The 13305-nt window shown below is 50.8% G+C and carries 12 protein-coding genes; 11 read left to right on the top strand and 1 reads right to left on the bottom strand.

Annotated features, from left to right (window positions below; genetic code table 11):
* Positions 1-31 precede the first annotated feature (31 nt).
* From ACKTT9_RS36240 to ACKTT9_RS36190, 11 genes are all read left to right on the top strand, one after another.
* Positions 32-1054 carry a zinc-binding dehydrogenase gene (locus ACKTT9_RS36240; protein ID WP_407869813.1) on the top strand — a complete coding sequence of 341 codons (1023 nt, stop codon included), beginning with the start codon at positions 32-34 and terminating at the stop codon, positions 1052-1054.
* Entirely contained in the window at positions 1051-1818 is a 768-nt protein-coding gene (locus ACKTT9_RS36235; RefSeq protein ID WP_407869812.1) for an SDR family NAD(P)-dependent oxidoreductase, read from the top strand. The genes ACKTT9_RS36240 and ACKTT9_RS36235 overlap by 4 nt, the downstream gene beginning before the upstream one ends.
* 19 nt (positions 1819-1837) lie before the next feature.
* Positions 1838-2827: a sugar phosphate isomerase/epimerase family protein gene (locus tag ACKTT9_RS36230; protein WP_407869811.1), complete on the top strand. Its 990-nt coding sequence runs from the start codon at positions 1838-1840 to the stop codon at positions 2825-2827.
* A gap of 20 nt (positions 2828-2847) precedes the next feature.
* Positions 2848-3657, top strand: coding sequence for an SDR family NAD(P)-dependent oxidoreductase (locus tag ACKTT9_RS36225; RefSeq protein ID WP_407869810.1), 810 nt, complete (start codon positions 2848-2850; stop codon positions 3655-3657).
* Positions 3658-3693: 36 nt separating this feature from the next.
* Positions 3694-4467 (top strand): SDR family NAD(P)-dependent oxidoreductase, encoded by a 774-nt coding sequence (locus ACKTT9_RS36220; protein WP_407869809.1) that lies wholly within the window; start codon positions 3694-3696, stop codon positions 4465-4467.
* 32 nt (positions 4468-4499) lie between these two features.
* The gene (gene melA, locus ACKTT9_RS36215) at positions 4500-5822 is read left to right on the top strand and encodes an alpha-galactosidase (RefSeq protein WP_407869808.1); all 1323 of its coding nucleotides are present in this window, start codon (positions 4500-4502) and stop codon (positions 5820-5822) included.
* A gap of 167 nt (positions 5823-5989) precedes the next feature.
* Positions 5990-7327: an extracellular solute-binding protein gene (locus tag ACKTT9_RS36210; protein WP_407869807.1), complete on the top strand. Its 1338-nt coding sequence runs from the start codon at positions 5990-5992 to the stop codon at positions 7325-7327.
* A 68-nt stretch (positions 7328-7395) separates the two neighbouring features.
* Complete coding sequence (locus ACKTT9_RS36205; protein WP_127456666.1) at positions 7396-8334, top strand: carbohydrate ABC transporter permease; 939 nt, start codon at positions 7396-7398, stop codon at positions 8332-8334.
* The gene (locus tag ACKTT9_RS36200; RefSeq protein ID WP_407869806.1) at positions 8331-9149 is read left to right on the top strand and encodes a carbohydrate ABC transporter permease; all 819 of its coding nucleotides are present in this window, start codon (positions 8331-8333) and stop codon (positions 9147-9149) included. Before ACKTT9_RS36205 ends, ACKTT9_RS36200 begins: the two co-directional genes overlap by 4 nt.
* Positions 9112-10905 (top strand): sensor histidine kinase, encoded by a 1794-nt coding sequence (locus ACKTT9_RS36195; protein WP_407869805.1) that lies wholly within the window; start codon positions 9112-9114, stop codon positions 10903-10905. Before ACKTT9_RS36200 ends, ACKTT9_RS36195 begins: the two co-directional genes overlap by 38 nt.
* Positions 10902-12404 (top strand): response regulator, encoded by a 1503-nt coding sequence (locus ACKTT9_RS36190; RefSeq protein ID WP_407869804.1) that lies wholly within the window; start codon positions 10902-10904, stop codon positions 12402-12404. The genes ACKTT9_RS36195 and ACKTT9_RS36190 overlap by 4 nt, the downstream gene beginning before the upstream one ends.
* On the opposite strand, the gene ACKTT9_RS36185 is transcribed toward ACKTT9_RS36190, so the two are convergent.
* Complete coding sequence (locus ACKTT9_RS36185; protein WP_407869803.1) at positions 12405-13295, bottom strand: AraC family transcriptional regulator; 891 nt, start codon at positions 13293-13295, stop codon at positions 12405-12407. It lies immediately after the preceding gene.
* Positions 13296-13305 lie beyond the last annotated feature (10 nt).

Below are 13305 nucleotides of genomic sequence, written 5' to 3'. Positions count from 1 at the left end.
GCGAGGCATGTTGCCCAAAGGAGGATAGCGCATGAAAGCTTTGGTGTATGAAGGGCCTAGCACGATGAATATAAGGGAAGTGGCGAAGCCGATCCCTGGACCAAATGAGGTGCTGATTCGTGTGGAGCGGGTGGGCATTTGCGGCTCCGAATTGAGCGGCTTTTTGGGGCACAATTCGCTGCGCAAGCCGCCGCTCATCATGGGGCACGAGTTCTCCGGCGTCGTGGAACAAGTTGGAAGTGGCGGGGATGGAGAGGCTAGATTCCGCCCAGGGGATCGCGTGACGGCTAACCCGCTCGTGTCCTGCGGCCGCTGCCGCGCCTGCACGATAGGGGCAGCCCAGCTATGCCCGGAGCGCCAACTAATTGGCGCGCACCGCCCTGGGGCATTCGCGGAGTATGTCGCGATTGCAGAGAAGAACGTGTACCGGCTGGACGATCACGTTTCTTTTGATGAAGGCGCTTTCGCGGAGCCGTTCGCCTGTGCCGTGCATATTTGCAAGCTGCTCAGACCGCTGCCAACCGACCGCCTCTTGATTATGGGGGCAGGGCCAATCGGTCTTCTGGCTCTACAGGCAGCCAAGGTGTACGGCTTGCAGCAGGTCGTAGTCGTTGATATCAATGAGCAGCGACTCGAAATTGCCAAGGAACTTGGAGCTGTAACCGTAACTCGCGTAAGCAGCCTTGTGGAGGGGCATACCTTCGATGCGGCCATTGATGCCGTCGGTATGGAACTGACCCGTCAAACTTGCGTGGAGTCGGTGCGCCCGGGTGGGCGAGTCATTTTCACAGGTCTGCACGAAGAAACAAGCCGCCTGCCGATTAATCAGATAATCCGCAGCGAGATCCAGATGACGGGAGCTTTCGCGTACCATTCGGACGATTTCGAGACGGCGCTTCAGTGGATTAGCGAGGGGCGTGTCAGCTTGTCGCCGTGGACAAAGCTGGCTCCGCTTGAAAGCGGAAGTGCTTGTTTTGAGATGCTCATCAAGAATCCGGGGAAGATCGCGAAGATACTTATGACACTGGATGAGAAAGGGGAATCTGTCCAATGAGTTTGGAACTCTTCAAACTAGATGGCCGTGTTGCTTTAATTACAGGCGGGACGCGGGGGCTTGGCTATGTCATGGCTCAGGCCTTGGCAGAAGCTGGGGCTGATGTGATCGTGACAAGTCGCGAGAAGGAGAAGGCGGAAGCGGCAGCACGCGCGATTGCCGAGTCAACCGGCAGACGGGCGCTTGGCTTAGCGGTGGATGTTACAGTAGCCGAGCAGGTTGAAGCGATGGTTGCGGACTCCGTCCAGGCGTTCGGACGGATTGATATTTTGATCAACAATGCAGGGATTAATGTGCGGAAGCCGATCGAAGATTTTGATGAAGCGAGCTGGGATCTCGTTCAGAACACGAACTTAAAAGCGCCGTATCTATGCGCCCGCGCAGTCGCCAAAACGATGAAAAGCCAGCGTTACGGCAGGGTCATCAACCTGTCCTCTATGCTAGGGAGCATCGCACTACCGGAAAGAGGCGCCTATTGTTCCAGTAAAGGCGGCCTTATTCAGCTAACGAAGGTGCTGGCCTTGGAATGGGCGCTTTATAACATTACGGTGAACGCGCTTTGCCCTGGGCCGATTGCGACGGAGCTGAACACGGTGGTGATGAATAATCCGGAAGCGAATCGCTTTTTTATCGAAAATATTGCTTTGGGACGTTGGGGCAGGCCTGAGGAAATCATCGGGGCTATTATTTACATGGCATCGGAGGCGTCCAGCTTTATGACAGGGGCTTCCATGGTTGTTGATGGCGGTTGGACGGCGAGATAGAAGGGAAAGGTGAATTCGGATGAAACTCGGACTTGCTGTATATGGCACTACGTTTATGATGGGCATCCACCCTCGTTCGACACGTCCGCGTATTACGGCATCTCAATTGCTTGAGCAGGCGACCGGGTATGGTCTCCAAGGCATTGAGCTTCCGTTATCGCTGCTTGAGGGCGAAGATGCAGCTGCCTTAACTCGTCAAGCTAAAGCTAGAGGGCAGTATCTCGTAGTAGCCTCAGGTGGCTACGATCCGAAACCGCTTAAGGAAGCTATAGAAGCGGCTGCGAGACTAGGCGCGCCAACCGTCCGTACGGTCGTGGGCGGTGCGGATTTTGGCGGTGATCGGCGCAGAATGGCCGGGCGGTGGCCGTCATTTTTGCAGGAAGTGTTATCTGGATTGGGAGAGGCGGCAAGGGTGGCGGAGCAGGCAGGCGTCGTACTGGCGGTGGAGAATCATCAAGATCTGGCTTCCGAGGAGCTGTTATGGCTCTGTCAGGAGATCGGTTCGCCTAACTTCGGTATTACGCTGGATACCGGCAATCCGTTGGCAACGGCCGAGGAACCAATAGATTTTGCCAGGAGGATAGGACCGCATCTTAAGCATGTGCACATGAAGGACTATTGGATCTACATGAGCGATGACGGCTATCGTCTCGTACGTTCTCCATTAGGCCAAGGCGTCGTGGATTTCGCTGCGCTGCTTCAGGTGTTTACTGAATATTGCCCGAAGGTCAATATGTCAATGGAGCTCGGAGCGCTTGAAGCGCGCCACACGAGAGTACTCTGTGAGGATTACTGGCAGGATTACCCGCAGCGTTCAGCAGCACAGCTTGCCAACCTGTTGCGTTTCGCACAGGCCAATGCCAGACCGACCGGAGATTGGCGAACCCCTTTTGAGAAGAGTGCACCGGAAGAAGACATTATCGCCTATGAACAGAGGCAGTTCCTGACGAGCTTGTCTTATTTGCAAAATTTGCTGCAAACGCATAACACCGCTTCGCAGACGATGTAACGGGAAGGAGAGGGACCAGGATGCAGATTGACCTATCTGGAAAAGTGGCAATCGTTACCGGCGCCGGCCGGGGGATCGGGAAAGTGATTGCTCTGGCGCTTGCCAAGGAAGGCGTGACGACCGTTGTCACCGATATCAATGAGTCGAATTTGGGGGACGTTCAGAAGGAGTTTGATCGCAGCGGTTGCAAAGGGAGTACGTACCAATGTGACGTGCGCAACTATACGCAGATTCAAGAACTCGTTCAACATGTTGTGGATCAGTATGGCCGTATTGATATTTTAGTGAATAATGCCGGGGTCGCCGGAGGAGCACCTGTGGATATCCTTTCCGAAGAGGTTTGGGACTTGAACCTTGATATCAATTTGAAAGGGACTTTTCTGATGTGCAAGGCGGTTGCGCCGGTAATGAAAAAGCAAAGATCGGGCCGGATCATGAATGCTGCCTCGTTCGCCGCCATCGTGCCGAGCTATGGCAGTGCAGCCTATGCCTCCTCCAAAGCCGGTGTGGAGCAATTTACCCGTGTGCTGGCCGGTGAGCTGGGTCCGTGGAACATTACGGTGAACTGTTACGCTCCCGGGATGATTCCGACGGACATGAACCATTTCGCTGAGCTTCAGGAACCCCAGCAGCAGCGCTTGCTCGACACCTTGACGCTGCGCCGCTGGGGGGAGAAGTCAGATGTTGCTAACCTGATTTGCTTTCTCGCTTCTGACTATGCCGGTTATATCACCGGCACGATGATGGATATCAGCGGTGGGAAGCTGGCCACACAAATCCCGCGGATGGCTTATGAGAAAGCGGCAGCCGAAGGTGCTTACGAGTTCTAGAAGGCGTTCAGGTTCTAGCGACGAAGGAGGAGTACGATGAAAGATACAGCTAGCTTTCAATATGATGGCACAACCGTGCTCGTCACCGGAGCAGCCAAAGGGATCGGCGCTGCCATAGCCGAGCAGTTCCTGCTGTCCGGAGCGAACGTTGTGATCGCTGACGTAGATGAGCATGGGGAAGATGTTGCTGCTGCATGGCGGAAGGAAGGCCGTCCAGCGCAATTTTTCCGGTGCGATGTATCCAAGGGCGCAGAGGTGGAGCGGATGGTGGCCTTCGCAGAGACATCGTACGGGGGCCTGGACATCGTGGTGAACAATGCGGGCATCTTCCCCAGAGCGGACTTATTCCAGACGGATGAAGCGTTCTGGGATCTTGTGATGGGGGTTAACCTCAAGGGAGCTTACTTGACCTGCCAAGCGGCGGTGCCTGGCATGATTCGCCGAGGAGGAGGCAATATCATTAATATTGGCTCGCTCCACGCAAGGAAGGGATCACCGGATACATTGGCTTATTCGATTTCAAAAGGCGGTATCGTCACGCTGACGCTGAATTTGGCAGGAGCTTTAGCCAAACACCGGATTCGTGTGAACTGCATACATCCTGGCTGGGTCGCTTCCGAAGGGGAGATGGCTCGCCTTGCGTCGACGGGGGAAGACGAGAAGTCTTTGGAGAAAGCAACGCAACGTATGCCTATGGGGCGAATGCAAAACGGTCAAGATATTGCATCCGCTGTTCTTTTTATCACCTCTGATCAGGCAGGACAAATTACGGGCCAGCAGCTTACAGTTGATGGTGGACTTGGTTTGTAATTCGGATAAATGAGCGAGGAGTGATCGTGACGATGACAAAGATTGCTTTTATCGGCGCAGGCAGTTTGGTGTTTACGAAAAATCTGGTTCGAGATTTATTAACGTTTCCCGCCTTTGAGGCGTGTACCATCGCCTTGATGGATATCTCGGAGGAGCGGCTGGCTTACGCCAAGACAGCAGTTGATAACATCATCGCCGCAGGAGGATACAAGGCGAAGGTAGAGGCAACGACGGACAGGGCGCAAGCGCTAACTGGTGCGGACGGCGTGGTCTGTACGATCCTGGTCGGCGATTTGGAGATCTGGCGTACCGATATCGAAATTCCCAAAGCTTACGGCGTCGATATCAATATTGGCGATACCCGAGGTCCATCGGGTATTTTCCGCTTTTTGCGCACAATTCCCGTAATGCTGGAGATATGCAGGGATATTGAGCGTTATTGTCCGGACGCGATTTTCCTGAACTATTCGAATCCGATGGCGATGCTGATCAGAGCGATGCAAGGCCAAAGCAACGTGCAAGTCACAGGCTTGTGCCATAGCGTACAAGGGACGGCTTCGATGCTGGCCGGTTGGATTGGGGCGCCGATGGAGGAGATTACCTACCGTTGTGCGGGGATCAATCATCAAGCCTTCTATTTGGATTACAAATGGAACGGCAAGGACGCTTACCCGCTTATTCGCGAAGCGGTGATGAAGCGGCCTGAGATTTACAAGGAGGAGCAGGTCCGCAACGAAATGTTTCTCCATCTGGATTACTACGTGACGGAATCGAGTGGCCATAATTCGGAATATAATGCCTGGTTCCGCAAGCGACCGGATTTGATCGAGAAATACTGCACCCATGGAACAGGCTGGAATCCCGGGCATTATGGAGAGATCATCAACTATGCCGAGAAGCTGCGCGGAGGCTGGCATAAGCAGATGGAAGAGTGGCGGGACAGTCCTATCGATTTGAAGCGCGGCGAGGAGTATGCGTCTTATATCTTCAACGCGACAATCGGTGACGGTACGCTATTTGAATTTAATGGCAATGTACGGAACCTGGGATACATCGATAATTTGCCGCAAGGCTGCTGCGTGGAGGTCCCTGTTCTGGCGTCCAAAGGACGGCTAAGCCCGATTCACGTCGGGGCGCTGCCGGATCACTTGGCTATTCTGGTCAATACAAGCGCTCGCTGCGAGGAGTTGGCGGTTCAAGGGGCGCTTACGGGGGACCCGCGAATGATTTATCACGCCATTTGCTTCGATCCCTTAACGTCCGCCGTTCTCAGCCTGGCCGAGATTCAGGAAATGGTTGATCGCATGTTCGCAGCGAATAAAGAGTGGCTGCCTCAATTTAAACATCTCAAATAAAGCAAGCTAATCCAATCCGAATTCCTCCCATGGAAAATAGCGCTTCCACTGTAGATTTAGCACACTTGTAAGCGCAACCAAAATTGGTATGATTAAGGTGTGAAACATTTTCGTATTCACAGAGGGCAAGTCATCACTTCAATCATGCAAAGGGAGGATTCGTAAAAATGAAAAAAACATTTTTAAGCGTTGCTGCCATGATGCTAACGGTTTCCGTAGTGTTCATGGGCTGTTCCAGCCGACCAAGCTCGGGAACATCTACGACGGAAAGTCCGGCGGCGGCGACTACGAAACCGACAACGACGACGGCGGCAAGTACCCCGGATGCCAAACCTAGTGGGGATAAGATCAAGCTTACGGTGTACAGTACGATCTCCGAACTGCCGAATCAAGAAATGATGAAGGGCATTGCGGCTGATTTTACCAAGGAAAATCCGAACATTGCCGTTGAATTCCAATTCCCCGGTGCAGAATACGAGAACATTCTCAAGGTTAAAATGGCGGCAAACGATTTGCCGGACGTCTTCGATACGCACGGTTGGGCGATTATCCGTTATGGCAAATATCTAGCCGATCTACGCAATGAGCCATGGGCAAAAGATATGACGGACACAATCAAACCTGTTGTTACGGATAAAGACGGCAAAGTAGAAGCGCTTGTTATGAGCGAAGCCAAAGACGGGATCTCCTATAACGCTGAAATTCTTGAAAAATACAGCATCACCCCGCCAAAAACGTTTGATGAGCTGATGGCGGCAGCCGAGAAAATCAAATCATCCAGCAACGGAGCGGTGACACCGTTCTTCATGTCCGGTGTGGATAACGGGATGATCGGCGGTTTCTCCGATCTGTACGCCACATCGATGTTCATCTCCCCGGCGACGAACGATGCCAAGACGCTGCTCGACGGCACATTTGACTGGAGCAAATGGACACCGCTTGCACAAAAGCTGCAAGACATGAGCAAGAAGGGGTACATCAACAAAGATGTGTTGACGGCTAAATACAGTGACATGCCGCAATTGTTTGCACAGGGCAAAGTAGCTTTCGTATTCGGTGCACCTTCTTTCGCGGATGAAGTGTATAAATACAATAAAGCTGCCAAAATCGGTATTGCCCCGTTGACCTCCATGGTCGATGGAGACAGCCAATCTTTCTCTGGCGGTGAGCGTTATACGATGGGGGCCTGGAAAGATGGCAAGCACTTGGCAGAGTCCAAGAAGCTGATCGCCTTCTTTGCCAAAGCAGACAATATGTCCAAAATCGCCAATGCGACCAAGCTGCCTGCAGGTCTGAAAAACATCGAATCCAAGCATGAATTCTCCGAATATTACAAGCAATTTGAAAATATCCGTGTGTTCCCTTATTTCGACCGTGTGTATCTGCCAAATGGCATGTGGGACGTGATGTGTAAAACAGGCGTTGCCTTGCTTGCAGGAACGGTTACTCCTCAGCAATTCTCTGACAAAATGAAATCCGAATATTTACGTCTGCGCAATCAGTAGTCGTAGAAAGGGAGGGTGACAGCCACCCTCCCTTTTTGTCTATGATCATAAAGGAGGAAGGTGAATTTATGGCTGAATCAAGGACAGTGCTTGCGCAGACCCGTTCTGGTAAAAAAACGGAAACAACCTTTGGCCGCCTCGTGCGCAGCGGGGCTTTGCTGAATTTGCTCTATATTCCGGCGCTTCTTTTATTCTTCATTTTTATTTTTTATCCGTTTTTTAAAGGGATCAAAATTTCATTTACGAATTGGGACGGCTACAATCAAGACTACAAATGGATCGGTTTCACCAACTATAGCCGGATGTTCACGGATCCTGAGATCCTCAAGGTTATCCGCAATACGGCAATTTATGGTATCGGCAGCGCTGTTTTTCAAAATGTGATCGGCTTGTTATACGCCTTATTCTTAAATCTGAATATCCGAACCCGAGGACTTGTCCGTACGGTCATTTATTTGCCGGTCATTATCTCCTCCTTGATTATGGGGTATATCTGGTACTTCTTCTTCCAGTATCAAGGCGGCGCGATCAATGACATTATTCTGTTGTTCCATGATCAGCCTTCGAATTTGCTTGGAGACCCGAATCTGAATGTGTGGATTATTACCTTCGTCAACACGTATCAGTACTTGGGGATCGCGATGGTGCTCTATTTGGCCGGATTGCAATCCATTCCAAGAGATTATTACGAGGCGGCGACGATTGATGGAGCGGGTCCCTTGCAGCGTTTCGCTCATGTGACATGGCCGCTGATTGCACCGGCTTTTACGGTCAGCATGGTGCTCAATCTGATTGGCGGTCTGAAATTGTTCGACGTCATCGTCGCATTGACCAACAGCGGTCCAGGATATGCCTCCGCGTCGTTGTCTTCGATTATGTACTTGCTCTATTTTGGACGGGAAGATGCCGGATATGCCGCTACGATCGGTATTCTGATGTTCATCATGATCTCTATCGTGAGTATCACAGCCTTACTGTTTCTTAGAAAGAGGGAGGTTAACGCATGAAGAACAAACGAAAGAGCCTGTTAACGCTGCTTTCCCTCGTCATTTGCTTGGCTCATATTTTGCCCTTCTATATTTTGATAACGACTTCACTCAAAGCTTTCGACGATCTAAGCTCCAAATGGATGTTTCCAGGCTATCTGTACTTCGATAACTTTCGAGATGCTTGGAAGGAAGCGCATCTGGCGGATGCTTTCCGAAGCAACTTCATCGTGACCGTCATTTCGGTCGTCCTGATTGTCGTGATCGGCTCCCTTGCCGCTTATCCGCTTGCCCGGCGCCAAACGAGCTGGAATAAGTTCATTTATGCGCTTTTTGTATCCGCTTTGATCGTTCCCCCATTGACTATTCTGGTTCCGTTGTATAAATTTATGGTAGATATTGGTGGGATGAATCAGTATTGGGGTATCATTCTATTGTTCATTACCTTCAATCTGCCAATGACGATTTTCTTGTACACCGGGTTTATCTCCACGATTCCGCGTGATTTGGATGAAGCGGCGATGATTGATGGCGCGGGCCGGTTCCAGCTGTTTTTCACGGTGATCTTGCCGCTGCTGAAGCCTGTGACGGCGACCGTCATTATTTTGTCCGGTGTTGCTGTATGGAACGACTATCAATTCTCGATCTTTTTCTTGCAAAAACCAGAGATGCGGACCATCACGGTAGCGCTTTCATCATTCTTTGGCCAGTACACGAGCAATGTAGGTTGGGTGGCTGCCGGGTCCTTCATGGGCGCGATTCCGATGACGATTGTGTATTTATTTTTGCAGCGCTACTTTGTCTCGGGACTTGCTTCCGGCGCGATCAAAGGTTAATCGCCAGGAGGTTGATACAATCAGACAATCGATTCGATTCCGGTTATCTCTGCTATTTTTCATTACCATTGTCATCCCGATTGTCGGTATTGTCGTGAAATTACCTTCCTATTACCTCGATTTAATAAAAGAACAAGAGTCCTCTCTGCTAGAGGGGACTTTAACTGCTCTCACGTTCGATATTCAAACGTATTTGGACGATTTGGAACGCATGACCGTCACCCCTTATTTGAACAATGAAGTAATGCTTGCTTTAAAATTGAAATCGACTTCACAGTGGAAGCTCCTTACCCCGTATGAGCAATACGAGGCTGAGGAAGTCCTGAATAAGACCCTCCCCAGCTATTTGAAAAATATGCGAAAGGACATACTCGGAACCATTCTTCTGCCGATGGATGGTTCTGTTTACATTACGCCGCCCCTTAGTTTCTCGGATCAAGCGGTGAAAGGTTTCCCTTTTAAAGAGCAGGATTGGTATATCAAGGCGGTGAAGGCGGACGGGAATGTAGCGTTCACCGGTGTGCATAAGCAGGATTATCTGAATAACGCCGATAGTGAGGTTTTCTCCGTAACACGTCTGATCAAGGACCCGGATTCAGGTCGGCCGCTGGGTATAATTATGGCGGATGCCGACACGGTGCTTTTGGATCAAATGATGAAAGGCATTCGGCTGAGCAAGGGGGCTAAGGTGGTCATCCTTGATGATAATCAGCAATTGATCTATTCGAATCAGCCTATTTCGGGCGACATGCAGAGCCAAATTGCCTCAGGAAGCCGGACGGTCATGGACGTGAAGGATTCCTACACGGTTGTTCGCGAAACGATTTCCCGTTCGAATTGGGTGATTGCGATCCTGTCGCCGGAGGCTTTTATCCAAGCCCATTTGAAGCGGGTATATTGGATTGGCACGGCTTTTGCGGCCAGCGGCTTGCTGATCGCGTTGATTTTGTATTTCACAGTATCCCATTGGATTGTTACGCCTTTCAAACAGATGATTCAGGTGATGAAGCGCGTCCAACGCGGGGATATGAATACGTTGTATCGGGTGAAGGGCAACGATGAAATTTCCCAGTTGGGCAGCAATTTGAATACGATGATCTACAAGCTTGATGAGCTGATCGACCGGGAATACAAGGCTGTACTCGGGAAGCGGAACGCGGAGTACCGGGCTTTGCAATCGCAAATCCAGCCGCATTTTCTGTACAACACGTTAAATGGCTTCATTGGCCTCAATCGAACGGGCCAGAGCATGCAGCTGGAGCGGGCTATTTTATCGTTAAGCGGGATGCTGCGCTACACCCTGGAGCATAACGATTGGGCGCAGCTGCAAGAGGAAATTGATTTTATCAACAAGTATTGCGGACTTCAACTGGTTCGTTTCGCCGAGAAAATTCAGGTGCACATTAGCTGTGATCCGGATGCCCTGTCGCTCTTAATTCCGAAGCTGCTGCTGCAGCCGATCATTGAGAATGCCATCATTCACGGCATTGAGCCATGCGATCATAGCTGCGAGCTGCGGATGGACATCCAGATGCAGTCGGTTCCTGGCGAGAAGGAAGAAATATTAGCGATACATATCAGCGATAACGGGGTGGGATTTGAGTCCAGTAAGGTGCAGGAGGGCTTAGGTATTCGGAATGTTAGGGAACGGTTGCAGCTGTCTTTCGAAGGAGCATCCATGAGTATTCATAGTGCTAAGGATCAAGGAACCAGTGTTCAAATCCTAATACCTTTAAAGGATGTGAGACGAGGATGAAGTTGATCATTGCTGATGACGAGAATCTGATTCGGGCGAGCATTCGCAGTATGGTTCAGGATGTAGAATCCTCCTGGCATATTGTTGGCGAGGGAGCCAATGGCGAGGAACTCCTTGAGCTGGTCAGCGAACATAAGCCGAATGTTGCGATTATTGATATCCGGATGCCTCGTATGAATGGGCTGGAGGCGATGCGTCTGGGCAAAGCGATCTCGCCTCGCACCAAATGGATCATCTTGAGCGGATTTTCAGATTTTGCTTATGTGCAGGAGGCTCTGCAGCTCGGGGCGTCTGACTATTTGCTGAAGCCGGTGAATCCGCTGGATTTGGAGAGGGCGCTGACCAATACTGCCAAGCACAACAAAGAATTCATACAAATGCTTAACCAGCAATTCGAAAATAGCTTGTTCGCCCTTTGCAATGGGCTAACGACTTTGAAGTTTGAGGAGCTGGACAGTGTCTATGTGCAAGGCTGGTTCATCGGAGCCGTTTGTATATTTGACACGACGAAAACCGGAAAAGCCTTATCGGACATGACCTGCGCCTTCTATGATGATTTGCGTGAGCGGATGACGAGTTTGCTCGTCTATGGCATGAATTTCGCCATGGTGTCGCTGCCTGATGGGGAGTGTGCGGTGATCGGTTCCTGGGATCCGGCGAAAGGGTTCGATTGCAGGGAGCAGGTGCAGCAATTTTTTGACGAGCTGGCAGGTGTGGCTGAACCGTATCGCCAAGATGGCTTGGCTATAACGATTCTGCAGACCGGAGAATGCCGCGGCTTCGATCAATTGAATGCCCAGCTCGCTCAGCTCGGGGAATGGAGCCATCTGCGTGTGGTTCGCGGCATCGGCCAACGCATCAGGTACATGGAGCTGGAGGCGGAGGTTCAGGTGCCTGAAAGCTCGAAAATCAGTCAGCTCTTTTGCGCTATTAAGCAGCATATGTATTTCAGGGCGTATTTGAATTACCAAACGGCGGTGGGTGAGCTGGAGGGATTGCTGCTAGCGGGCAAACGAAGTTCGAACGAGCAAACACGTCAGGCTGTTCACCTGTATATGGTGCAGGCATTGGGCGCCCCAGAGGCAGATGATGCCGCGCGCTCAGAGGCTGAAGTGATCAGGGAGCTTAGGAAGATCGGGGAAAGCAAGCTGCGGGAGATTAAGCCCCGGGAGCCGGTCACGGCGGATTTGGTCGAACAGGTTGTTCAATATCTGGAGCAGCATTATATGGACGATATCGGGATAGGTTCAATTGCCCAACAGCTCAATGTGTCTGCCAATTATTTAAGCATGCTGTTTAATAAAAAAACCGGAACGCCATTCGTTAAATACTTAACGAATATTCGCATGCTGAAGGCCAAAGAGCTGCTGCTGAACACGAATTTGCAAGTGAAGCAAATCGCGGAGAAGGTCGGCTACTACAGCACGCGGCATTTTACCAAACTGTTTGTCGAGAACTGTTCCAGCTATCCGTCGGATTACCGGAAGAGTCACGCTTAATCAAATAAATTGAGAGAACCTGCGATACTGCTGTGCCGACATGCCTTCCCATTTTTTAAAAATACGGCTGAAATAATGAAAGTCATCATAGCCGACTTCGAGCGAGATTCGCTCGATTTTATCATCTGTTTCGCGCAATAGCCGCTTGGCCTGCTGATGCCGGACGGATTGCAGGTATTTATTAGGGCTCATGCCCAGCATATCTTTAAAAAGCTTACTCATATAGTCTTCATGAACGTTGATAAAAGCGGCCATTTCGACATTGGTCCACTTTTTTCGGTAACTCGTTTTGAGTTCATGAGCTAAATGCAGTAAGCTTTCTTGATATTTCGGATGAAGGGTGCGGTTAGTCTCAGCTTGATGACGAATCAGCAGCGTGAGCATTTGGAGCATCAGCCCCTTGGAGACCATTTCGAAGCCTTGTTTCTGCTCAGTCATTTCATGGATGGTCGCTTCCATCAAGGAAACGACAGCCGGAGGCAGCGAGATGGAATAACCGTACGGAAACAGAGGTGCCCCGTCGATATAAGGCATCGCGCAAAAACAATCCATGAGAGGATGGCTTTCATCCACGACAAGATCCCCTTGCTTAACACGCAGATCGCTAAAGAAATCGAAATGAATCCCTAATAGATGCACATGCGGCGCTGTTAATACTTCGATGGTGTGATAAACATTGGCTGGTATAAGGAGCAGCCTCCCCGCAGGAACCAACATCGACTTTCCTGATAAAGTGGCCTGCAGCTCGCCTTGAATGACATAGAGAAACTGAAAATCGTAAATGCGCCGCGCCCATTTGAATTGAGGCGTTCTTTGGTGCAATTGGGCCCAATGGACGCTGGGTGCCAAATCACGATAAGTGGTATGCCGAATCGGGGAGATGCCTGTCAATGTCATCACC

Source organism: Paenibacillus sp. P36, from assembly GCF_045866505.1.
Classification (GTDB): domain Bacteria; phylum Bacillota; class Bacilli; order Paenibacillales; family NBRC-103111; genus Paenibacillus_E; species Paenibacillus_E chondroitinus.
Note: the sequence above shows the minus strand (reverse complement) of the source record. Positions and strands in the feature narration are given on the sequence as shown.

What these genes read in the sequence shown, in the direction of transcription:
- ACKTT9_RS36225 (WP_407869810.1), top strand. Translation starts at nt 2,848, where the DNA reads ATGCAGATTGACCTATCTGGAAAAGTGGCAATCGTTACCGGCGCCGGC.
- ACKTT9_RS36205 (WP_127456666.1), top strand. Translation starts at nt 7,396, where the DNA reads ATGGCTGAATCAAGGACAGTGCTTGCGCAGACCCGTTCTGGTAAAAAA.
- ACKTT9_RS36230 (WP_407869811.1), top strand. Translation starts at nt 1,838, where the DNA reads ATGAAACTCGGACTTGCTGTATATGGCACTACGTTTATGATGGGCATC.
- ACKTT9_RS36235 (WP_407869812.1), top strand. Translation starts at nt 1,051, where the DNA reads ATGAGTTTGGAACTCTTCAAACTAGATGGCCGTGTTGCTTTAATTACA.
- ACKTT9_RS36240 (WP_407869813.1), top strand. Translation starts at nt 32, where the DNA reads ATGAAAGCTTTGGTGTATGAAGGGCCTAGCACGATGAATATAAGGGAA.
- ACKTT9_RS36200 (WP_407869806.1), top strand. Translation starts at nt 8,331, where the DNA reads ATGAAGAACAAACGAAAGAGCCTGTTAACGCTGCTTTCCCTCGTCATT.
- ACKTT9_RS36220 (WP_407869809.1), top strand. Translation starts at nt 3,694, where the DNA reads ATGAAAGATACAGCTAGCTTTCAATATGATGGCACAACCGTGCTCGTC.
- ACKTT9_RS36190 (WP_407869804.1), top strand. Translation starts at nt 10,902, where the DNA reads ATGAAGTTGATCATTGCTGATGACGAGAATCTGATTCGGGCGAGCATT.
- ACKTT9_RS36210 (WP_407869807.1), top strand. Translation starts at nt 5,990, where the DNA reads ATGAAAAAAACATTTTTAAGCGTTGCTGCCATGATGCTAACGGTTTCC.
- melA (WP_407869808.1), top strand. Translation starts at nt 4,500, where the DNA reads ATGACAAAGATTGCTTTTATCGGCGCAGGCAGTTTGGTGTTTACGAAA.